Raw genomic sequence first — 23,844 nt, 5'->3', positions numbered from 1 at the left:
TTCTTTTTATATATAAAGCAAACTCATAAATAGCAGAAACAAAGCCATTTAAAACCTCGGGCTTAAAGCTATTAAAATTTTTAACATAATTAGGAAGGTTTTCTTCACTTAAATGAAATGTAGAGTATAATCTTTGATTATATATATAATTATTTCTCCAAAAAACAGATTTTGGCTGCCCATAAATTATTGATTTACCACTAAATGTAGCTTTTCTGTTTTTTAATGGGTTTTTTATTCCTAACCTATATTTAAAGGCATCTAGATAAGCCATTCTAGTCTTAATATCTTCTCCTGTAAATAAAACTTTTAATGATTTACCAGTTGTTCCACCTGTAAAGGAAGCAAATCCTTCCTTTTCGGAAATGGTATAAATATCTTCTACGTTAGCCCTTAAATTATCTTTTGTTAAAATAGGTAGTTTAGTTATATCTTTTAGAGACTTAATAGTTGTTAAATCTATATTTTTATATAACTCCTTATAATAACTACTATTCTTAGCTACAAATTTTAAAAATTTTAAAAATTTTTCTTCTTGAAGTTTTACTTCATTTTCATAATTAGAATAATCTTTATTGATAAAATAATTAAATTTATTAAAATAGTCTTTACCATATCTCTTTTTGTAAAGTATTAATCCATACAGAGATATTATTAGATTTTGTACCCAAACAGGACTTTTTTTATAGATTAACTCTTTATTCATGTGCTTTTTTTACTACTATTGCTTTTTCATTATATATAAAGTAACCGTAAACTAATTGAATAAACAAAGCGGGACAAATTACCGCAAAAAAAATTGATCTTTTTAGGCTTACAATGTATAAGAATAGTATAAATAATATTACGTAAGCAGCAAATCGATAGATAAAGTTAAATGGTCTAAACAACTCTAATAAAATTATTACAAAAAAGACTAATGCAAAAAATAAAGCTTCTCGATTAAATTTTTTTAGGTATATTTTCCAAGACTTATTCTTTATTGCTGATTTTAATCCCAATCCAGGTGCTCCATAAACAAACTTACTTTTTGCTGTGAAGGGATAATAAGTATTAAGTAATATATTTATTCTTGAAGATGGTCTATCTGTGTAATGAAAACACTCCATATCTCTAGATATTAACACTTTCTTATTGTTTTTTATTAACCTAGCATAGAGTTCATTTTCTTCATTTGCAATTACATTTCCATTCCAATTACCAGCTTCTAAAACATCTTTTCTGTTAAGTAACACAAAACCACCATAAGTACTAGCATTTTGTCCGTCTTTTTCTCTCTTTATTCTTTTTCGTTTTTTGCTATTTATAACATCAATTGTTATTCCGCCAAAACCAGAGACGTTTAGTTTATCTGTGTGTTTGGCAATTAAATCTGGGATTGTTTTGTTATTTACCAAGTTAAGAACCATATCAGAGTCCAAGTAGAGAATATAATCTCCTTTTGCTTGTAGAGTTCCTATGTGTCTTCCAGCTGCTGCAGATAACCTTCCTTTACTGGAAAGCTCAATACAATTCCAGCCTAATTGTTTAACTAAAGCAACACTGTTATCTGAAGAGTCTGAATCTACATAAATAATTTCTGTTGCAAAATCTAACTCTGGAAATGGTCTATTTATATAGTTTTCCTCTATTAAATGTGCTGCATTTTTTCCTATAAAAACAATACTTATAGTCATTATTTTTTATATTTATCTAACCAAAACGAATTTAAATCTCTGTCCAAAAGCTCGGACAACTTAACAACATCATCTTGTATAAAACTTAATAAATATTCCAATTTTTCGTTGTTATATTTTAACTTATCGTAACCTATAAAGTCTCTTAGGAAATTTTTATATATATAAATTCTTAAGTTTCTTGGAAGAATTAACCTTACGGCTCTAAATTTATTCTTCATCACTAACCATTTATGAAGTTGGCGGTTTTTAGGAACTCCTGATTGATTCAAATTAGTTTCTAAATCAAGTTGTAAGTTTTTACTTACATTTAAAAATTCAAAAATATCATTTATGTATTTGTCTTTATCGATATAAAAATCTTCAGAGATTACAACTTTAACATCTGAAAAATTATCCTTATATGCTTTAACTTGGTCGTAATACATACTACAAGATCTAAAGTACCAAATATATTCAAAATTACGTTTTTTACGTTCTTCTTCTTTCTCCAAACTATCTGAGAAAGATAAATGTTCTCTAGAATCTCTTACCTGCATTGCATATGCTGAAAATGCTCTTGCAATTGGATCTCTTAAAGATATAATTATTTTTACATCTCCTAAGTGTTCTTTAATTAGTGGAATTACTTCTTTATGGAAATATAGGTTTCCTATACTTGCTTCTCCAGCAATTTGATTCTCTTTTTTATTTTCAAAAATCTTAAAGAAAGATTCAATTGTCGGAAAATTTCCTTTAGGTGGTCTAATATCCTCTTCCCCTCTATACTCTTTTATTTTTGCCAAGTTTAAAAAAACACCAGTATCTTTAGGTGTACTCATATAAACTTCTGGGTGATTAGATAGATAATAATGTAACGAAGTAGTTCCTGCTTTAGGTGCTCCAACAATTAAGAAATCAGGTTTGTTTACTTTCATTTTGTTTTTTTAAAAAATGGATTATAAAAAGAAATTACTCCTAACTTCTTTTTTACATAATAAACAGACAGTAAATTCCAAGATATAATAGTTATAACACTAGCCGTTGCAACTCCAACCATACCATATTTAATAACTAACAATAGGTTTAATAGTACGTTTAATATGAACGAAAATAATATTATATTTTTAAAAACTGTTTGATTATTGGTCATATTTAATATATTACCTACAGAACCAGATATAGAGTTCACTAATTGACCAAAACATAAAATAATTAAAACAGTAGATGCAGTTTTAAAGTCCTCACCATAAATATTTAAAAAAAATGGTGCAAAAAGCATAATAACAAAAGTTATCCCTCCAGATAAGAAAAAATTAATTTTAGCAGTAAGCTGAACTTTTTCTTGAAAGACATCCATTTTTTTCTCTTTATACAACTTGGATAAAACTGGCGACAATATAGCATTTATAGAAGCCAAGAAGAAGCTAGAAAGAACAGATAACTTTAAAGCAACTGAATAATAACCTACAATCTTTTCTGACTCGAAATACCCCAACATAAAAGTATCTATAAACCCTAAGAAAATAAATAACGAAGAAGAAAATAGCATCGGCAAAGACTCCATAATATAATTTTTAATATTATATTTATTCTTTCCTTTTAATTTAAATAATGTAAGGCTAATATCAAATAAAGAGTATAGTGCTAAAATCCACATAGTTGTTAAATAACAGTACAAAGGGAATTGTTGATTTTCTACATTAAAAAATAAGACAACACTAAATAAAAACAAACTAGAAAGCAGGAATTTACCTAAACTTCCAGAGATAAAAGTAAATATATTTATTCTTTTCAAGCCTCTATAAACGCCTCCATTTATAGCAATAAAAACTGTTGGTAATATTAAAAAAGATGTTGTTTTTAATAGTGACGTCATTTTACTATTAAAAAATATTTGTTCAGAAATAAATTCCGAAAAATAAAATAGTGAAATTCCTAAAATAACAGATAAAATAGTTACTAAAGAAATAATTTTTAAATAAAGGTCTTTAAAGTTTTCATTTTCACTACCTGATGAAATTGTTTTCACAAGATTAATATTAAATCCTAAGCTAGGGAATACAGCAAAAATTGCTGCAGTTGCCATACACAATGCAAACATCCCTTGGGTTTCCGCACCAAAATATTGCGTAACGATGTAAGTGAAAAGATAACTTGACAAAAATCCAAAAACTCGGAGTACAAATGAAGAGCTACTTTTACTCAAAATCTCATCACTCTTAACTTTTTTAACTAATTTTAATATCTCACCCTTCATATTGCTTCTGTATTTGGTTGTATGAATATTGAGCAAATAATAAGTAAATAATAAAAGGGACAATCATAAATTTCTGTCTAACTGCTATTCCAATATTAAAAAGCATGTATGCCTTTATAATTAAAAAGATTAAGCAGTACATTAATATAAATCTAAAATGAGTATGCTTCTTATAAAATTTTAAAGAAAAACTAAAAACATATTTAATGACTAGAATTAATAAAAATAAATTCTCAAAAGAAGCAATTATCTGCATAATACTTTTTGCTCCAATAAATAAGGGTGTAAAAAGATAGAGGTACATTTTATGAAAAATATTATAATTATCTGGTACAATATAACTTCCTCCAACCGCTTCTAATCTCCTACTTGCTATCCTACTTAATTTACTTGCTCTATCAAACACGTAAGACATCATATCTACATTTAAGTAGTTGAAAAGCACTTTAATTGAAATGAAACCAATAATTAAACTGAAAAAAACCAGGAATCCTTTTTTAAATGTGAAATTGCTTTTAAATAAAGTTATATTTAAAATAAAAGCAATAAACATGAAAATCACTAAATAAGGTCTAATTAGCAGTAACACTGTTATTATTAACAACATACCTGATTTACTCTTGTTATTAACCAAATGTTCTATAAAAAAGACTACAACAAAAAAGGCTAAGCTATCTTTCCCAAGAGCACAGGTCCAGTAATGCAAACCAGGAAGAAATAACACTAAAGGAAAAATTGGAATACCAAGTATTTTTAGTGTTGTAGAATATTCAAAGCTTAAAATAAGTTTATATAATTTTATAAAACCAACAAACGATAACGTAGAATAAACCAAAAATACAGCTAGATAGTCTAATTGTAAATAATGGACTAGTGGGTAAGTTAAAAATTTAATAAAGTCTGTGGATATACCTATTAAACTAAACCAGCTTGTCGCTTCAGATGCATCTAGGTAATACTTAGTAGAGTCTGCCACATTTATTTTACTTGAGTACCAATAAAAAAAAGTAAAAGCATAGTGAATTCCAAATAACAATAGAATATTATAAAGCTTAAAATTATTCTGCTTACTTACTTTAAAACAATAAAAAACAACAGTAGCAAGCAGAAATAACTTAAATACAAGATTAAAGAGTATATAAACAATGTCTATAAATGCAGCCATAACTTACTTTTTAGAGGTATATAATAAGTGTTTTTTATAAAACAAGCTATTAAATAATGCGAAAAACAAAATACCGTGAGCCCTACCTAAAATATTCTCAGACAGTAAATTAACACCAATGATAACTATAAATGAAATATATAGCCATTTTTCTAATTTTATAGCAATAACAAAATTACTGATTAATAAATATAAAAAGCTAAGAAATAAAATTATACCTCCGGAAATTATTAATTTCAAATAATAATTATGCGAATTATACTCATATAAAACACCTTCAATAAAATCAGAATCTTCATAGCAAGTTATCAACTCATCCTTTGCGTCTCCAATACCATAACCGATAAATGGAGCGGTTTTAATAAGTTCAAGACTGCAAAAATTTATCATACTTCTAGATTTTTGTTCTCCAAGCTCTGGACTAAAAGAAATTGGGTCTTTTACAAATCGTTTTAATTGTGCAATGTTTTTATTAGCAATCAATTTATTTGTAATAAAATCTGAGTTATAAATAGTTAATGGAATTATAACTATTAGAAAAAGTGATACGTAATTTTTTAATTTAGATTTAATATTAAAGTAAAGCAGCAACGGAATTACCAATATAAAAGCCAATAAATTAGGAATTGAAAAGAAGTGAAAGATAGAAAATGACAATAATAGTGCGATAAAAACTAAAACTGATTTAACCCAATAATTCCATTTCGTATAGAAAAGCAAATAAATAGCCATACAAATAGCTAATAAAAATATCATTGAAATATAAGCCTTATGAAAAAAAAAATCAGGCGGATTATTCTTTACATTTATTGCATTTGAGGTTATTTTTACAAATGATGTTTTACAAATTAAAAAAACTTTCTCTATATATGATTTATCTTTAAAGCTAAACGTTTTAAGTTCTGAAAGCCTAAAAATGAAGAAATTATATGCTCTTAATAAAAAAATAAAATTAGAAATTACAAAAGAAAGAATAACATAATTAAATCTTTTCTTTGAAAATTTAGGTTGAAAATAGAAAAACACTATTGGGAATAATAAAAAAGGTATTGTTTGCTGTAGCTCTTTTAACCCAGTATTAGTGTTATTAGAATATAATAATGTTAAAATCATTAACACATAGAACCCACTGTTTATTAATAATGGTTTTATTGTAAGTTTTTTTAAGTTTTTTGTAAAATTTTTGTAGTAAGTTAAAATAGATAACAACAAAAAACATATAATTGTTTTAGACATTAATGGAAAAGACATTAACGGATAAAAACAAAGAATAATTAAAAAGATATAAGAACTTTCTTTTTTTAATACATTAAGACTCTTCATTTAAAAATGCTTTATTAGCCTTAAACCATTTGTGCGTAATCTCTAAACCTTCATTATAATTAAACAAAGGATTGTATCCTAGAATTTGCCTTCCTTTATCTATATTGGCTAAAGAATCTCTTACATCTCCAGGTCTTGTTACACCATAATTTGCCTGAGTTGTTGTTCCTGTTAAGTTTGCTATTTTATTCCATAGGTTATTTACAGAAATACGTTCTCCTACAGCAACATTAAAGACCTCATGCTTATCTATTGTTGCAAATAAAGACTTTAAATTAGCTTGTACTACATTTTCAATAAATGTAAAGTCTCTAGTTTGCTCTCCATCTCCGTTAATTTTTACAGCTGTATTATTTACGGCTGCATCAAAAAATAAAGGAATTACAGCTGCATAAGCTCCATTTGGATCTTGTTTAGGTCCAAAAACATTAAAATACCTTAATCCTATCGCATTAAATCCATAGCTAGCTGAAAAAATATCTGCATAAAGCTCATTAACATATTTTGTAATAGCGTATGGCGATAATGGTTTTCCAATAACATCTTCTATTTTTGGTAAAGATTTACTGTCTCCGTAAGTACTAGAAGATGCTGCATAAACCATACGTTTAACGTTTGCATCTTTAGAGGCTTGAAGCATATTTAGATAACCAGAAATATTAACATTATTTGTTGTTACTGGATCTGCTAATGATCTAGGTACAGATCCTAGTGCTGCTTGATGTAAAACATAATCAACACCGTTAACTGCTTTTTTACAAGTCTCAAAATCTTGAATATCTCCTTCTATTAAAGTAACGTTAGGTTCTTTAATAAATTCTGCTATGTTTTTTCTATAGCCATTAGAAAAATTATCTAAAATAACTATATGACCTGCATTATATTTTAATAAATATTCTACTAAATTAGAGCCTATAAAACCAGCGCCTCCTGTAACTAGAAATTTATACTTATTTAGATCTTGATTATTATGATATTTTGTATCGAACATAAATTAATTTTATAATCTTGCGTCTACATTTTCTTTTGGCAAAACACTTTTAACATCGTAAACAACGCTAATATTCTTTTTTAATTTATTTAAATCTAATTCTAAAAATTGATTGTGAGCAACAGCCAATATAACCGTATCATATGGCTCTTTATTTCCTAACTCTTTTTTTGAAATTAAATCTAAATTATATTCTTTTTTCACCTCTTCTTTATCTGCCCAAGGATCAAAAACATCGATATTTAAATTATATGAAAGTAATTCTCTGTAAACATCTATTACCTTAGAGTTTCTAATGTCAGGACAATTTTCTTTAAAGGTAATTCCTAATAAAAGCACATTTGCATTTTTTACTTTAATGTTTTTATTAATCATATGCTTTACAATCTCTGAAGTAATATAAACTCCCATAGTATCATTTAAGCGTCTTCCTGCTAAAATAATTTCTGGAAAATACCCAACCTCTTGTGCTTTTTGTGCTAAATAATATGGATCTACGCCTATACAATGTCCACCAACTAATCCTGGTGTAAAAGGCAAAAAATTCCATTTTGTTCTAGCTGCTTCCAACACATCTTGAGTATCAATATCTAAACGATTAAATATTTTACTTAATTCATTTACAAAGGCTATGTTTATATCTCTTTGAGAATTTTCTATAACTTTGGCAGCTTCAGCAACTTTTATACTTGCTGCTTTAAAAGTCCCAGCTGTTATAATAGAACCATACAGTTGATCAACTACTTCTGCAATTTCTGGTGTAGAACCACTCGTTACTTTTCTAATTTTAGTAACTGTATGCTTTTTGTCTCCTGGATTAATTCTCTCAGGCGAATATCCAGCATAAAAATCTACATTAAATTTTAAACCAGAAATTTGCTCTAATACCGGAACACATTCGTCTTCTGTAACTCCAGGATAAACTGTAGATTCATAAACAACAATATCTCCATTTTTAAGAACTTGCCCTATACTTTCACTAGCTTTAATTAAAGGTGTTAAAATAGGTCTATTGTGTTTGTCTGTTGGTGTTGGAACCGTTACTATAAACACATTGCAATCTGAAATTTCTTCTACTTTATTAGTACAATATAACCCATTATCTATTAATGCCTCTTTGGTTTTTATGGTCTGTTCTAGTGATTCATTATCAACCTCTAACGTACTATCCTTAAACTGCATTAATTCAGCTATTCTAGATTCTTGAATATCAAATCCAACGGTTTTAAATTTTTTACCAAACTCCACAGCTAAAGGCAGGCCTACATAGCCTAAACCAATAATTGCAATTTTTTTAACTTGCTTCATTCATATACCTCTTTTAAAATTCAGAACTTATTTATTCTCTTTTTTTAAGAGCTTAAAAGCATTTTGTTTCAATCTAATTATTGGAATACTTCTACCCTCTATTTTTTTTGTAGTTAAGGTATTAGTTTCTAAATTTAACGACACATAATTATTAAATTTAAAATACTTTTCCAAATCCGAAGGTTGAATTATTAATTTGTATTTCCCATATGATAGCATAACGGATTCCAAAAGAACATTTTTAGTTTTTTTCCTTCCTAGATCTATAAACATAGAGTTTGAAATATTATCGCCAAAATTAGCTACTATTTCATCCATACTTGTTGTTATTGAAACCTTCTCTTCAATAATTATTTTTTTAGTTTGGAACTCATCAACTTTTATGTTTTTTAGTGTAAATACAAATTGATCCGCTTGATCTGATTTATAATTTAACTTAACAATAAACTCTTTTTCAGGCTCATCGTTTTGATTAAGTGTTTTGGTTGGTTCAACCTGTTGCTCTTGCTTAGGAGTATTATTGCACGAAAATGCAATAAACAAAGTAAGTATTAAAGGAATTTTTTTCATTTTTATAAAAATTTAAACTATCATTCCTGCTGCAACAGTTTCATTTGTTGCATCATCTACTAAAATCACACTTCCCGTCACCCTATTCTCTCTATAAGAATCAACCATTAAAGGTTTTGTTGTACGGATTTTAACCTTACAGATATCATTCATCTTAAGATCTTTATCATCATTAATTCGTTCTAAAGTATTAATATTATACTTGTAAACAACCTCTTTTATCATTGCTTTTTGATCGTTTGAGGTATGTTTAATTGTATATTTTGCTCTTGGTTTTGCTGGTGCGTTATTTAACCAACATAGCATAACATCTATATCTTGAACTGCTTCTGGTTTATTATTAGATTTTACAATCATATCTCCACGACTAATATCTATATCATCTTCTAAAGTAATTGCTACAGACATTGGTGCATAAGCTTCTTCTAGTTCTTTTTCTAAGGTATCAATGCTTTTAATTTTAGAATTAAATCCAGAAGGCATTACTGTAACCTCATCTCCTTTTCTAAAAATACCACTAGAAACTCTACCGGCATAACCTCTATAATCAATAAAACCTTCTCGTTGTGGTCTTAAAACTGTCTGAACTGGAAAACGAGCATCTACTTTGTTAATATCACTACTAATATGCATTGTCTCTAGTGTGTGTAACATTGGAGCTCCTTGAAACCAAGGCATATTTGTAGATTTATTTACAACATTATCTCCATTTAATGCACTCATTGGAATAAAACGAACATCCGTTACTAACATCTTTGAAGAGATGTCTTCAAATTGTCTTATAATATTGTTATAAACTTCTTCTGAATAATCTACTAAATCCATTTTATTAACACATACAATAATGTGTGGAATTTGTAATAAAGAAGCAATAAACGCATGTCTCTTTGTTTGCTCAATAACACCATGTCTTGCATCAATTAAAATAGTAGCAACATTTGCTGTAGAAGCTCCTGTTACCATGTTGCGTGTATATTGAATATGTCCTGGTGTGTCTGCAATTATAAACTTACGTTTTGGAGTTGTAAAATATCTATACGCAACATCTATTGTAATACCTTGCTCACGTTCATCTCTTAATCCATCTGTAAACAATGCCAAGTCTACGCCTTCATGACCTTTTTTCTTACTAGTATTTGTAATTGCTTCTAACTGGTCTTCAAAGATAGATTTAGAATCGTATAGTAATCTCCCTATTAAAGTAGACTTACCGTCATCTACACTTCCTGCTGTTGTAAATCGTAATAATTGATTGTTATCTATTTCCATTACTATTTTATATTAATGCTAATTTTTTTACCCTATATGTAAAGTTTCCGTCCTTTTTATTAAATGAAATATTTTATGTTTTGTTTTTTAAATTTGCTATAACATTAGCATAACCAAAATAAGAAATTGTCAATCTCTCAAAACTAAAAAATATAACTACATAGGTAATTAAAAATATCCTTGACGTTTTCTATCTTCCATTGCAGATTCAGAACGCTTATCATCACTTCTATTTCCTCTTTCGGTATTTCTCATACCCGCAACTTCTGCTGCAATTTTCTCTAACGTATCTGCTTCAGATTCATCTCCTCCAGTAATTGTTATATCTCCTAAAGTTCTAAAACGTATTTTCTTTGTAACAACTTCTTCGTGATGTTCCAAAACTAAAAACTCAGAGTTTGGAATCCATGTGTCTTGTCTCCATACAACCTCACGTTCATGTGCATAGTATAAAGATGGAATTGCAATGTTTTCACGTTTTATGTAGTTCCAAACATCCATTTCTGTCCAGTTACTTATTGGAAAAGCTCTAAAATGCTCACCTTCAAAATGTTTACCATTAAAAATATTCCATAATTCTGGTCTTTGATTTTTTGGATCCCATTGTCCAAAATCATCTCTATGAGAAAAAAAGCGTTCTTTAGCTCTCGCTTTTTCTTCATCACGTCTTCCTCCACCAATGGCGCAATCAATCTTATTAGATTCTATAGCATCAAGTAGTGTTGTTATTTGTAGTGCATTTCTAGTTGCGTTTTTACCTTTTTCTTCAGCAACTCTACCATCATCTATAGATTCTTGTACAGAACCAACAATTAGTTTTACTCCTAATTCTTTAATAATGTCATCTCTAAATTGAATAGTTTCAGGGAAATTGTGCCCTGTATCTACATGCATTAATGGGAATGGAATTTTTGCAGGATGAAATGCTTTTTTAGCTAAATGTGTAACTAAAATAGAGTCTTTTCCTCCTGAAAATAAAATTACTGGATTTTCAAACTGCGCCCAAACCTCACGTAAAATAAAGATTGCTTCACTTTCTAATTCATCTAAATAATTTAAATAATATTTACTCATTATTCCAGTTTTAATTTTGGTTTTATATAGCTAATTATTTCACTAACAGCTTCTTGAACCGATTTTTGTTCTGTATTAATTTTAATATCAGGGTTTTCTGGTTCTTCATAAGGTGCAGAAATTCCTGTCATATTTTTTATTTCACCTGCTCTAGCTTTTTTGTAAAGACCTTTAACATCTCTACGCTCACATTCTTCCACACTAGTGTTTATGAAAACCTCGACAAAGTTAACAACTTTAACGATACTTTTAATATCCTCTCTATCTTTTTTATAAGGTGATACAAAAGCTCCTAAAACAACTAATCCAGCATCTACCATTAAATTAGAGACTTCTGCTATTCTTCTTACGTTTTCTGTTCTGTCTTCTGGAGAAAAGCTTAAGTCTTTGTTTATTCCTTTTCTAATATTATCTCCATCTAAACTATACGTTTTGACACCTAGGTTATATAATTCTTGTTCAACCAAGTTAGCTATTGTGGATTTTCCTGATCCAGATAAACCTGTAAACCAAATTAAGAAAGATTTATGTTTATTATCATTTTGCCTGTCTTTTTTAGAAACCTGATAATCATGTTTAATTATATTTTCTTTCATAGATATTATTGAATTTAGTTTCTTCTAGGACCAAATAAAAATCTTCTAATTCTACCCAATGGCAATTTTAACCATATTTTTTCGTGTATATAGAATAGTGCAAATTTAGTAAACAGTTCTGTTAATGCTATGAAAAGTGCAATTTCATCAAAACCATCTAAAATTACACCTGAAATTATAAATGTTGTTGTTGTTGCAACGAATCGCCATGACAAAGATTTGTATAAAATTTCCTTGTTTGTCGTTGCTTGCTTAGATAGTATATTTAACCATATTCTCTCGTGAAAATAAAATATAGCTAATTTTATTAAAAACTCTGAAGCACCAATTTTTATAGCATTCTCTATACTACATTCTTCTAACAAACAAGTAATAAATAGAACAACAAAAACGGTATCTACTGTTGCTATAACACGCCATGAAACCCCTTTAAGAATGCTACGTATATGTGACGATTTTTTTAAAATTGCCATATTATTTTTTTGCTACTAAAAACCAAGGGTTCAACAAGTTTTCCTTATTATATAGAAGTGGTTGATTAGTTTCATGAGATATCACATCTACGCCAACCGCATTACAAATTGCCTGTCCCGCTGCTGTATCCCATTCCATAGTTGGCGCAAATCTAGGGTATACATCTGCGTTTCCTTCTGCAATTAGACAAAACTTTAAAGAACTTCCTTTTGACACTACCTCTACATCTTTACCTTCTTTTTTAATTGTCTCTACAAAATCTAGTGTTTCTTGACTCATATGAGATCTACTTCCTACTACTTGTACCGGATTAGAGTCTATAGCTTTAGGCTGTAATTTTGTTGACAAATTTAACACATTTTCTAATGAAACCTCATGACTATTTAATTCTGCTTTAAACGCATCTTTTGTTTTTACATCGGCTACATAAATTGTTTTTGTAGCTGGTACATATATTACACCTAATTCGGGCTTTCCGTTAGTAACCAATGCAATATTAACCGTGAACTCTCCATTACGCTTTATAAACTCTTTAGTACCATCTACAGGATCTACAACCCAACAAGTATTCCAGTTTTTTCGAGTTGAATAATCTGTTTGTCTATTTTCTTCACTTATTATTGGAAATTCTGTATTTACTAAATAAGAGTTTATAATATCATTCGCTCGTTTATCTGCCTCAGTTAAAGGAGATTTATCGTCTTTTATTTCTACATTAAATGCAGTATCATAAACTTTCATAATAACTTTTCCCGCTTCTAAACTAGCTTTAATAGCTATTTCTAAATTTTTATTCATTGTAGTTTTTTATGGCGTTTTTTAAACTATCTCTCCAATAAGGTATTTCTATCTGAAGATTATTTTTTATTTTACTTTTATCTAGCACACTAAACACTGGTCTCATGGCTGGTGTTGGGTATTCTGTTGTTGGAATCGGGTTTGTTTTTACTGTTTGCTCAGCATATTCAAATATTGTTTTGGCAAAATCATACCAAGTTGCTACACCTTCATTACTATAGTTGTATATCCCGTAAAGAGGTTTAATTTCTATTATTTTAATTATAACTTCAGCTAAGTCTAATGCATATGTTGGTGTTCCTATTTGATCATTTATTATACTTAATTCTTTACGTGTTTTAGATAAATTAAGCATACTTTTCATGAAATTATTTCCAAATTCAGAATATAACCATGATGTTCTAATAATATAATGATTTTCTAGTGTTTTTTTAATTATTTTTTCTCCTTCTAATTTTGTTTTGCCGTAAACTGAAATTGGTTTTGTTACATCACTTTCTTTATATGGTTTGAAAGAATTACCTTGAAAAACAAAATCTGTTGATATATGTATAAGTTCAGTTTTGCTATTTTTACAAGCCTCTGCAAGATAGGAAACGCCTAGTACGTTTATTTTTGTTGCTAATTCTAATTCTTCTTCAGCTTTATCTACGGCTGTATATGCTGAGCAATTAACACAATAATCAAACTCATTATTTTTAAAGTATAATTTAATGTTTTTTTGATTTGTTATATCTAAAACACTTCTATCAGAAAATATAAAATCTATAGCATAATTTAAAGCTATAGATTTTAAACTTTGTCCTAATTGCCCTTTTGAGCCTATTACAAGAACTCGCATAATTAAAACATAGTTTTAATAGTTGGTAATATTTTATCTTTTTCTGAAATAATAAATTCTGAAGATTCTAAAATCCAATCAATATTTAATGTTTCATCATTGTATATTATTCCACTTTCTGATGCTTGATTATAAACATTATCACATTTATAATTAAATATAGCTGTATCACTTAAAACAATATAGCCATGAGCAAAACCTCTTGGAACAAATAATTGTTTCTTGTTTTCTGAAGATAATTTAATAGTAAATGTTTTTAAAAAAGTAGACGATTCTGGCTGTAAATCTACCACTACGTCTAAAACAGATCCTTGAGTTACTCTAACTAATTTTGCTTGTGCAAATTTATCTTTTTGAAAATGTAATCCTCTAAGAACTCCTTTTGACGAGAATGCTTCGTTATCTTGAACAAAACTAACTTTAAAGCCCAAAGCCTCATTAAATAAAGACTCGTTATAAGCTTCAAAAAAATAGCCTCTTTCGTCTCCGTGAATTTTTGGTTCTATAATATAGCATCCATTTAAGCCTGTTGAACTAACTTTCATTACTGTTTTGTAAGATTTAATAAGTGCTTTCCATAGCCACTTTTTAGTAGTGGTAAGGCTAAATTTTTTAATTGTTCTTTAGTAATATATCCCATTCTATATGCAACTTCTTCTATTGCACCAATTTTTAAACCTTGACGTTCTTCAATAACTTGCACAAATTGAGCTGCTTGCATTAAAGAATTAAATGTTCCCGTGTCTAACCACGCAGTACCTTTGTCTAAAACACTAACCTTCAACTTTCCTTTGTCTAAATAAACTTTATTTATATCTGTAATCTCTAGCTCTCCTCTATCGCTAGGTTTAATTGACTTTGCTATATCAACAACATTATTATCATAGAAATAAATCCCTGGAACTGCATAATTAGATTTTGGTTTTTCAGGTTTTTCTTCAATAGATAGTGCTTTACCTTCTTCATCAAAATTTACAACACCATAGCGTTCTGGATCTGTTACATGGTAAGCATAAACTATACCTCCATCTGGATTATTGTTTCCTTGTAACAAATCAGATAATCCAGTTCCATAAAAAATATTGTCTCCTAATACTAAAGCTACTTTGTCTTTCCCTATAAAATCAGCTCCAATAATAAATGCTTCAGCCAAACCATTAGGTTTTTCTTGTACTGTATACTGAAAAGAACAACCTAGTTGAGATCCGTCTCCTAATAATTGTTTAAATAATGGTAAATGATCTGGAGTAGATATTATTAATATTTCCTTTATTCCTGCTTCCATTAATGTTGAAAGCGGATAATATATCATTGGTTTATCATAAACAGGCATAAGCTGCTTACTTAATACTTTTGTTAAAGGATGTAGTCTTGTTCCAGAGCCACCTGCAAGTATAATACCTTTCATTTTACTGTTTTTTATATTTATTAAGATACCAAGTTACTGTTTTTTTAATTCCTGTTTCAAAATTTTCATCAGCTTTCCAGCCTAATTCTGTTTCTATTTTTGAAGCATCTATGGCATATCTAAAATCGTGTCCAGCTCTATCATCAACAAACGATATCTGTTTATTGTATGGTTCTTTTCCAGGTAAAACATTATCTAGTATTGAACAAATTGTATTTACAATATATAAATTATTTCTCTCGTTTTTCCCACCTATATTGTATGTCTCTCCTGTTTTACCTTTACTAAAAACTGTTTCTATACCTTTACAGTGATCTAAAACATATAACCAATCTCTAACATTTAAACCATTACCATAGATTGGGATTTGTTCTCCAGAAATTGCTTTTTTAATTATAGTTGGAATTAATTTCTCGTTATGTTGTTTTGGACCATAATTATTTGAGCAATTAGTTGTAACAACATTCATCCCGTAAGTGTGAAAATAGCTTCTAACTATAAAATCGCTAGACGCCTTGGATGCACTATATGGACTATTTGGAGCATATGGTGTTTTTTCAGTAAACAATCCTGTTTCTCCTAAAGTTCCATACACTTCATCTGTAGAAATATGATGAAAACGCGCGTGTTCAAAACCATTTTTATATTGATTTGGAGCATCCATCCAAAAATTTCTGGCTACATCTATAAGGTTAAAAGTTCCTGTTATGTTTGTTTCTATAAATGCTCCTGGGCTTTTTATAGAATTATCCACATGAGATTCTGCGGCAAAATGAATAACGCCATCAAATTGATGTTCGGTAAATAAATCATGAAGCAATTTCCTATTACAAATATCTCCTTCAATAAATGTATAGTTTGAATTATGAATTCCGTTTAAATTATTTAAATCTCCAGCGTATGTTAGTTTGTCTACATTAACCAGTTTTATCTCTTTATGTTTTTCTATAAAGTATTCAATAAAATTAGCGCCAATAAAACCTGCTCCACCTGAAACTAAAAGCGATTTACTTTTCATAATTGAAAATATATTCTATAATTTTTTTAATTATAAATAATCCACAAAGAATCAATAGCGCTAAAACAGGAAGTATTAATTTATATCTCTGAGACCAATGATACGACATATTTCCTACTTTTTGAAAACCAGTAATTACATCAAAAAAATCATCTTTTTTAATCAATCTTTCTTCTAAATCTTTTAACTGATCTCTTAAAGCTAATTCTTTATTTAAAAGGTCAAACTCTTTTGTTTGTTGCTTATCTGCTTTAAAAACGGCTTCTCCAAAACTTACTGGGTTATACTTTTGAGACTCAAGTTTAAGAACATCTATGTAAATGTTTTTTAAAGAGTCTATTCTTTGTAATTGTTGTAACAATGTTCTTCTTTGAATATCAATAATTAAAGAATCTCTACCCATTATTTTTTTAGAATAAGAATTTTCAAAAGAAGAATAAATTCCATTTTCTAACTTCTTAAAAATATCTTTTTTTGTAGAAGTTGCAGTGATTAAGTAATATTTTCCCGAGTAAACACTTCTATTTGCCAAAAATTCATCGTAAGGTAAATCTTGAGAACTTAAACTATCTAATCTAGATTTAAATTCTTCATACTGAATTAAACGTTCATTTTCTGTTTCAGGACCTGGTTCTATTTTAAATCCTTTTAAATCCTTAACTTCTTTTTCTGTAATATTAAATATTTTTTGAATAGCACCAGTATCTTGACTAGCTATTAGTGCATTAAAATATTTAATATTAGTTATTAATTGGTATTTAGAATCAAAATAAGGCTCAACAAGCATACTTGTTGTGTAGCGTGGCTGTTTGTTTCTTTCCATATAATAACCAATACCATAAGCTATTACAATAACACCTAAGACTATTTTCCAATTTTTAAAAAAAGTTTTTAAAAGATAAATTGTACCAGAAAAAATTGCTTTAAAAAAAGCTAAAATATGCCCGAATAGTTTTTCTAGTTTTTCTCCTATATAATTAAAAAAGATAATTAAGTCTACTTCTTCTTTTTTGTCTTGACTTGGTTGCTGCTCTTTATTCATATTAACTGTTAAATATTTGCTCTATAATTTTACGTGTTATAACATATGTTGGCTTTACACCAGTGGTTCCTAAACCTCCTGATGCCAGTGTACTACCAGTTTTCAAAGGGTTATCACTAGCATAATATGCATATCTTACTTTTACATTTGGATTAATACTTTTTCTGACTTTTGAAGCTGATTGAATAGCTTTCTGGTAATGCGCTCCTTCCATTTCTAATCCAATAACATTCCATGTTGAATTAAAAAAGAATTTTAAAATATCCTTATTTTGAAGTGATGTTCCTAAAACTGTAATCATTGAACCTTCAAAAACCGAAATTCCATCTAAATCAAAATCTGATGTAGATAGCTCATTTTTAAATGGATAGTTATCTGCTGTTCCTTCAAAAATATGCGCAGAAGGAATCATAATATCGCCTTTACCACCTTCCAAAATACCAGCTTTACCCATAATTGAAAGCGACTCTATATTTAAATGAATATTCTTGTCTCCTTTTTTATATGGCTTAAGCAACTCATCTATTGTTTCATAAGCTTGTTCTCCAAAAGCATAATCCATAACAAATATAATAGGATTTTTTTCTTTTGTAGAATTTAATGTAACATTAAAATCTAAATCTTTAATGTCAATTACCGAAGAGTCAATTATTTGTACATCTATATTGGTTCCAGACTGATCTTTTATGAATATACAACCTTCTTTTTTTGCTAAAATTTCTACTTTTTCTCGGAGTTTAGAGTTTTCTTTTAAACTTAAATCTTCATATAATTGAAAAGCACTTTTCTTTACTTTACCTTTTAATGCTTTTGGCGCATATAATGTATTCATTACACTATGAAGATTTGCACTTATAATATGTATTGGCCTATCTAAATAATTGTTTTTAGAAAGAATTTCTTTTATATTATCTGCCCAAATTTCACCGTGAATATGATGACCTAATCGTTCTCTAAGAACCTTACTAAAGGTAACTATTCGTTTTTCGTTCTTTAATTCTTCATTAATAGAAAGTTGCCCTAACCAATATATAATTTCCAAGAAACGTTCTGGTTTTTTATCTGTAGCAAAATTTTTATAAATTTCTAAAACATCTTTAAAAGTGTGATTTAGAATATTTGCTGTATGGGTTATAGCAATTTCTCGATCTTTAAGGCTTAATTTCTTTTTACTTAAAACAGCAGATTCTAGTTTTTGCCAATCTCTGCTTGTTGTTCCGCTTTCATCGATTAAAACTCGCTTAGAAATTTTTTGAGACTCTATAAACAGAAAAGTTAAATGAGTTAAAATATCATAAATTTCACTTCTTCCTCGTGTAATTTCAATATTCATTTGCTCGTTATCTATTCTATAACAGTTTCGACGACGTTTTTCTGGAATTATTGGTGTAAAATGAGAGTTTTTATATCCTTCATCACTAGTAAGGTTTATATACCTGCATTGTTCTATGCCAATTGGCAATCTATCTATTACATAATGTAATCCTGTAAGCTCTGTCTTATCTTCGGCAATAAATCCGTAAATTTCTGGTCTTAAAGTAAGTAATGCTTCTCTAAGAGATTCGCCAGAAACTCCCATAGGCTTATAAAAACCTCTATTAAAAAGATGACGCATAGTTATATACAATCTTTCTATAGCATTACTACTTTCTTGAGCTCTATTTCTTTCGTGTTTATTTATATTCGGTTTCATATATTTTTACTAAAGCGACAATTTACAATAAATATTTTTGAAGTACGCCTGCTATTTTCCTATCATTAGTTAATCGCGGAATTTTATTTTGTCCACCTAATTTTCCAACTGATTTCATATAGGATTGAAATCCATTTTTTTTAACTCTTGAAATTTGAAGTGTTTGTAAAACCTTACCTTCTAAAAGATCTAAATAATAACTGTTTTGATTTTGTAATGCCTCATCTATTTTAGAAGCAAAACTTAACATATTAGCTGGCTCATTTTCAAACTCTATAAACCACTCGTGATATGGTAATCCTTTATTTGGATTTATTTGTGGTGCAACAGTAAATTCTGAAACTCTAACGCCTAAATCAGTCTCTAAAGCTATTTTTAAGGCGTGTTCTACCTCTTTTCCAATAACATGTTCTCCAAAAGCTGAAATAAAATGTTTTATTCTTCCTGAAACAATAATACGATACGGCTTTAAACATGTGAAAATAACTGTGTCTCCAATATTATAGGCCCACAAACCAGCATTTGTTGAAATTATCATAACGTAATTAACGCCTAGCTCTACATCTTTAATAGTAATACGCTTAGGGTTTTTGTTAAAAAATTGATCTGTTTTTACAAACTCATAAAACATACCTGAATTTAATTGTAATAGCATTCCATTTTCAGATTGTTTATCTTGAAACGCAAAAAAACCTTCGCTAGCAGGGTACAACTCTATACCATCAACTTTTCTTCCAATTAGATTTTCAAATTTAGCTCTATACGGTTCAAAATTTACGCCTCCATAAATAAATAGATTAAAATTTTTAAAAAGTTGTCCTACTTTTTTTCCAGTTTTATTGTTAAGTTTTTCAAAATACATTTGTACCCAAGATGGTATTCCTGATATAATACTCATGTCCTCAGAAATTGTTTCTTCTACAACTGCATTTACTTTAGTTTCCCAATCTTCAATACAATTGGTATCCCAACTTGGCATTCTGTTTTTTTGAAGATATTTAGGAACAAAATGAGCTACAATTCCTGACAAACGTCCTAATTGAATCCCGTTTATCTCTGTTAAAATAGGACTACCTTGAAGAAAAATCATTTTTCCATCTACGATATTACTATTACCAGTTTCTGCAATGTAAAGTAAAATCGCATTTTTAGCTGCCGCAATGTGATTTGGCATACTTTCTTTGGTTAAAGGAATGTACTTAGCTCCAGAAGTAGTTCCAGATGTTTTTGCAAAATATAATGGCTTTCCCTTCCATAAAATATCTTCTTCTCCAGCAACCATTCTATCTACATAATACCTTAATCCTTCATAATCTCTTATAGGAACTCTTTTAACAAAGTCTGAATGTGACTTAATATTTGCAAAATCATGATCTTGTCCAAATAAAGTTTTTGAAGCATTAAATATTAATTCTTTAAAAACTACTTCTTGAGTTTCAATAGGTTTATTTGCCCACCTATAAACTTGCTTTTTTATTAGTTTTGCAAATGGTATAGCTAAAAAGGATTTTAATGACATTATTTAAAATCTATAAAATTATTTGGATTAACTGGATAACCATTACTCCACAACTCAAAATGAACATGAGGTCCTGTAGAGATTTCTCCGGTATTTCCAGCGGTTGCAATAACTTCTCCAGCCTTAATTAAATCTCCTTGAGATTTAGACAATCTACTATTGTGTTTATAAACAGATATTAAGCCATCGCTATGCTCTAAGATAATAACATTTCCCGCTTGTGTTGTGAAATCTGAAAAAACCACTATACCATCGGCAGTAGCTTTAACCGGAGTGTTTTTGGCTACAACTAAGTCTACAGCATAATGTTTCTTTTTAACATCAAAATCTTCGCTAATTACACCTCCATTTACTGGAGGAAATAAAACAAAATTAGTTGTTGTTTCGGCGTTTTCAAATACACTATACTTATCTTCTCTCTCAACTAAACTTCTTAAAACAGAATCTTGCTTGCTTGGCTTAAAATCAAGATCTGTAGCCTCAATTTGAACTATACTTGCAATTGAATCTTTATCTAATTCTTCCGCCTTAACATCACCCGAAAGTACTTTTTTAATGGAGTTGAAATATTTATTATTTATATTAATTACATTTTGCAACGAGTCAGCTTTAAAACTAAGCATTACTGCCTTATGTTTTAGTGCAGAAGAAGAATATCCAGGTATATACTCTTTTAAAGGTGTAAATGCAATTAAAAAAGTGGTTAAACTAATAAGAATAACTGAAGAAAACACCCCTAAAATAAAAACATTAAGCCTCGTTAATTTAAAAGATAGGCGCTCCTCAAAAGTATCTTCATTAAGTATTACCAATCGATACTTATGAAGTAATTTTTTAGATAATATTTTTCGAGACGATTGCTTTTTGACCATTAGAATACAAAAGTAATTGTTTATTTGTTTTATAAAAACTATTATTAATACCAAAGTTAACTTTTAAACGTTAATATTAAAGTTTAATTATTAACTTTGTAACTTAAATTAATAATTATGATTTCAACAAGTATATTTTTAGGAATGATAGGACCTTGGCAAATAGCAATTATTGTTGTTTTGGTATTATTGTTATTTGGTGGTAAAAAAATCCCTGAATTAATGAGAGGTTTAGGTAGTGGTATTAAAGAATTTAAAGACGCAAGCAAAGAAGAAAATAACGAAAAGAAAGAAGATTCTAAAGACTAATAATAAATAATTAATCTAGAAAAAAGCCAACGCACTTGCGTTGGCTTTTTTTGTACATCTACATGAGTTATTCTTTATTCTGAACAATTCTACTTAACTTATAAGAAAAAGCTAATAAGAATATAAACAAAAAACGCTTCGGTTACCCGAAGCGTTTTTTAAACTATATAATATATTAGTATAAACTTACTTTACAAGCTTAACCTCTACACGTCTGTTGTTTTTTCTACCAGCTCTAGTCTTGTTAGAATCAATTGGATTAGACTCACCAAAACCAACAGCTTTTAATCTAGCAGCAGCAATACCGTTTTCAACTAAATAACCCATTACAGCACTTGCTCTAGTATCAGATAATCTCTGATTTAAAGTTTCACTACCAACAGAATCAGTATGACCTTCAATTGTGAAGTTAGCATCTGGATATTCTTTTAAAATAGCAGTTATAGATTGTAAAACAGGTAATGTTGCTTTTTGAAAATTAGCTTTACCTGAAGTAAATAAAATTGTTTTAGCATAGCTATTTAACTTTTCAATTACTTCTGTTGAAGGTAATACTGGCTCAGGACATCCGTTGTTTGCAACAGTTCCTGCAACAGTAGGACACTTATCATCTTTATCTAAAACACTATCTCCATCAGCATCAGGCCAAGGACAACCACCATTTTCAGCTGGTCCAGCTACATCAACACACTTATCATCTTTATCAGCAACACCATCTGCATCTGCATCTGGACAACCTGCTAATTCTTTTAAACCTGCAATTGTAGGGCAAGCATCATTATTATCAGAAACACCATCTGAATCAGTATCAGGACATCCATTAAACTCAGCTAAACCAGCTTCGTTTGGACAAGTATCTTTACTATCTTCGATTCCATCACCATCAGTATCAGGACATCCATTAAACTCAGCTAAACCAGCAACTTCTGGACACGCATCATCTTTGTCATAAATTCCATCTCCATCTGCATCAGCACCACCAAATTTAACAGTTACAGCTGCTGTGTGTTGAAAATGAGAAGTTAAATAATCTTCAAATGAGTGCTTATATTTAGACTCTAAAGATAAGCCTAAATGATCAGTAAAGTTAATGTTTAATCCAACTGAAGCATTTACAGTTCCTGCACCAACTAAATCACTAGCAGTTTCATCAGTTGAAAATGTATTGTAAGTTCCTTCTTCAATCCAAGTATAACCACCACCAATTCCTAATGTAGGATCAAAAGTATTACACTTAGTTAGTTTAGATAATAGTTTAGAGAAATGGTATCTTACGTTTCCATCTAACGCATAATACATTAAGTCACCAACTTTAATACTAGGCTCAGTTGTATTATCTTCAGACTGACCCCACTTTGTAATCTGGTTAATAGATCCTCTTGCTTCTACAGAAAAATTGTTTTTTATGTATTTTGAAACAGAAATTGTTGATAGTGAAGGTAAAATACTCCAATGATCTTCTACATTGTAAAATTCTTGGAAGTAATCTCCTTGTGGAGCGTCTTCACCTACAGGAAATACATCTACAGCGTTAACTCCAAATGAAATTGCCCAAGGATTGTTTTCGTCTTGTGCGTTAACATTGCTAAAGCTTACCATAAGCAACAATGCTAATACTAATCTGTTAAGATTTCTCATATTCAATTAATTTTAATTTTA

23 protein-coding genes and 1 pseudogene are annotated in these 23,844 nt (G+C 29.0%); 1 reads left to right on the top strand and 23 read right to left on the bottom strand.

From position 1 onward, the window contains the following. The 22 genes and pseudogenes from ACFDSN_RS03145 to ACFDSN_RS03040 form a co-directional block, all read right to left on the bottom strand. Positions 1-706, bottom strand: a pseudogene (locus tag ACFDSN_RS03145) (hypothetical protein); the annotation flags it as partial. Next, the gene (locus ACFDSN_RS03140) at positions 699-1,676 is read right to left on the bottom strand and encodes a glycosyltransferase (protein ID WP_375238371.1); all 978 of its coding nucleotides are present in this window, start codon (positions 1,674-1,676) and stop codon (positions 699-701) included. The gene ACFDSN_RS03140 and the pseudogene ACFDSN_RS03145, both read right to left, overlap by 8 nt. Then, positions 1,676-2,593, bottom strand: coding sequence for a sulfotransferase (locus tag ACFDSN_RS03135; protein ID WP_375238370.1), 918 nt, complete (start codon positions 2,591-2,593; stop codon positions 1,676-1,678). The genes ACFDSN_RS03140 and ACFDSN_RS03135 overlap by 1 nt, the downstream gene beginning before the upstream one ends. Continuing rightward, a complete protein-coding gene (locus ACFDSN_RS03130) occupies positions 2,590-3,915 on the bottom strand; it encodes an MATE family efflux transporter (protein WP_375238369.1) in 1,326 nt (441 codons plus the stop codon). The genes ACFDSN_RS03135 and ACFDSN_RS03130 overlap by 4 nt, the downstream gene beginning before the upstream one ends. After that, a complete protein-coding gene (locus ACFDSN_RS03125) occupies positions 3,905-5,080 on the bottom strand; it encodes a hypothetical protein (RefSeq protein WP_375238368.1) in 1,176 nt (391 codons plus the stop codon). Before ACFDSN_RS03125 ends, ACFDSN_RS03130 begins: the two co-directional genes overlap by 11 nt. A gap of 3 nt (positions 5,081-5,083) precedes the next feature. Continuing rightward, positions 5,084-5,812: an O-antigen ligase family protein gene (locus ACFDSN_RS03120; protein WP_375238372.1), complete on the bottom strand. Its 729-nt coding sequence runs from the start codon at positions 5,810-5,812 to the stop codon at positions 5,084-5,086. A gap of 577 nt (positions 5,813-6,389) precedes the next feature. Beyond that, positions 6,390-7,394, bottom strand: a complete 1,005-nt coding sequence (locus tag ACFDSN_RS03115; protein WP_375238367.1) for an SDR family oxidoreductase — start codon at positions 7,392-7,394, stop codon at positions 6,390-6,392. Positions 7,395-7,403: 9 nt separating this feature from the next. Continuing rightward, positions 7,404-8,702: a nucleotide sugar dehydrogenase gene (locus tag ACFDSN_RS03110; RefSeq protein WP_375238366.1), complete on the bottom strand. Its 1,299-nt coding sequence runs from the start codon at positions 8,700-8,702 to the stop codon at positions 7,404-7,406. Between the two features lie 27 nt (positions 8,703-8,729). Continuing rightward, positions 8,730-9,272: a hypothetical protein gene (locus tag ACFDSN_RS03105; protein ID WP_375238365.1), complete on the bottom strand. Its 543-nt coding sequence runs from the start codon at positions 9,270-9,272 to the stop codon at positions 8,730-8,732. Between the two features lie 12 nt (positions 9,273-9,284). Then, complete coding sequence (locus ACFDSN_RS03100) at positions 9,285-10,541, bottom strand: sulfate adenylyltransferase subunit 1 (RefSeq protein WP_375238364.1); 1,257 nt, start codon at positions 10,539-10,541, stop codon at positions 9,285-9,287. Positions 10,542-10,709: 168 nt separating this feature from the next. Then, positions 10,710-11,615: a sulfate adenylyltransferase subunit CysD gene (cysD, locus tag ACFDSN_RS03095; RefSeq protein ID WP_375238363.1), complete on the bottom strand. Its 906-nt coding sequence runs from the start codon at positions 11,613-11,615 to the stop codon at positions 10,710-10,712. Further along, the gene (gene cysC / locus ACFDSN_RS03090; protein WP_375238362.1) at positions 11,615-12,211 is read right to left on the bottom strand and encodes an adenylyl-sulfate kinase; all 597 of its coding nucleotides are present in this window, start codon (positions 12,209-12,211) and stop codon (positions 11,615-11,617) included. Before cysC ends, cysD begins: the two co-directional genes overlap by 1 nt. Before the next feature lie 14 nt (positions 12,212-12,225). Continuing rightward, entirely contained in the window at positions 12,226-12,684 is a 459-nt protein-coding gene (locus ACFDSN_RS03085) for a DUF2061 domain-containing protein (protein ID WP_375238361.1), read from the bottom strand. Position 12,685: 1 nt separating this feature from the next. Continuing rightward, on the bottom strand, positions 12,686-13,483 hold the full coding sequence (cysQ, locus tag ACFDSN_RS03080) for a 3'(2'),5'-bisphosphate nucleotidase CysQ (protein ID WP_375238360.1): 798 nt from the start codon (positions 13,481-13,483) through the stop codon (positions 12,686-12,688). After that, positions 13,476-14,324, bottom strand: a complete 849-nt coding sequence (rfbD, locus tag ACFDSN_RS03075) for a dTDP-4-dehydrorhamnose reductase (RefSeq protein ID WP_375238359.1) — start codon at positions 14,322-14,324, stop codon at positions 13,476-13,478. Before rfbD ends, cysQ begins: the two co-directional genes overlap by 8 nt. Before the next feature lie 2 nt (positions 14,325-14,326). Continuing rightward, positions 14,327-14,869 (bottom strand): dTDP-4-dehydrorhamnose 3,5-epimerase, encoded by a 543-nt coding sequence (gene rfbC / locus ACFDSN_RS03070; RefSeq protein WP_375238358.1) that lies wholly within the window; start codon positions 14,867-14,869, stop codon positions 14,327-14,329. Continuing rightward, complete coding sequence (gene rfbA, locus ACFDSN_RS03065) at positions 14,869-15,732, bottom strand: glucose-1-phosphate thymidylyltransferase RfbA (RefSeq protein ID WP_375238357.1); 864 nt, start codon at positions 15,730-15,732, stop codon at positions 14,869-14,871. Before rfbA ends, rfbC begins: the two co-directional genes overlap by 1 nt. Position 15,733: 1 nt before the next feature. Beyond that, complete coding sequence (rfbB, locus tag ACFDSN_RS03060; RefSeq protein WP_375238356.1) at positions 15,734-16,750, bottom strand: dTDP-glucose 4,6-dehydratase; 1,017 nt, start codon at positions 16,748-16,750, stop codon at positions 15,734-15,736. Then, on the bottom strand, positions 16,740-17,792 hold the full coding sequence (locus tag ACFDSN_RS03055; protein ID WP_375238355.1) for a hypothetical protein: 1,053 nt from the start codon (positions 17,790-17,792) through the stop codon (positions 16,740-16,742). Before ACFDSN_RS03055 ends, rfbB begins: the two co-directional genes overlap by 11 nt. Before the next feature lies 1 nt (position 17,793). Further along, on the bottom strand, positions 17,794-19,485 hold the full coding sequence (locus ACFDSN_RS03050) for a hypothetical protein (RefSeq protein ID WP_375238354.1): 1,692 nt from the start codon (positions 19,483-19,485) through the stop codon (positions 17,794-17,796). Positions 19,486-19,507: 22 nt separating this feature from the next. Beyond that, positions 19,508-21,004, bottom strand: a complete 1,497-nt coding sequence (locus ACFDSN_RS03045; RefSeq protein ID WP_375238353.1) for a GH3 auxin-responsive promoter family protein — start codon at positions 21,002-21,004, stop codon at positions 19,508-19,510. Then, entirely contained in the window at positions 21,004-21,876 is an 873-nt protein-coding gene (locus ACFDSN_RS03040; RefSeq protein ID WP_375238352.1) for a M23 family metallopeptidase, read from the bottom strand. Before ACFDSN_RS03040 ends, ACFDSN_RS03045 begins: the two co-directional genes overlap by 1 nt. A 117-nt stretch (positions 21,877-21,993) precedes the next feature. Here ACFDSN_RS03040 and ACFDSN_RS03035 point away from each other — a divergent pair, with 117 nt between their 5' ends. Beyond that, positions 21,994-22,185, top strand: coding sequence for a twin-arginine translocase TatA/TatE family subunit (locus ACFDSN_RS03035; protein WP_375238351.1), 192 nt, complete (start codon positions 21,994-21,996; stop codon positions 22,183-22,185). A 186-nt stretch (positions 22,186-22,371) separates the two neighbouring features. Here ACFDSN_RS03035 and ACFDSN_RS03030 read toward each other — a convergent pair whose 3' ends face one another. Next, entirely contained in the window at positions 22,372-23,823 is a 1,452-nt protein-coding gene (locus ACFDSN_RS03030) for an OmpA family protein (protein WP_375238350.1), read from the bottom strand. Positions 23,824-23,844: the final 21 nt, after the last annotated feature.

Source organism: Aurantibacter sp. (assembly GCF_042094015.1).
In the GTDB taxonomy this organism is placed as follows: Bacteria; Bacteroidota; Bacteroidia; order Flavobacteriales; family Flavobacteriaceae; genus Aurantibacter.
This window is presented reverse-complemented; position numbering and strand designations above follow the sequence as displayed.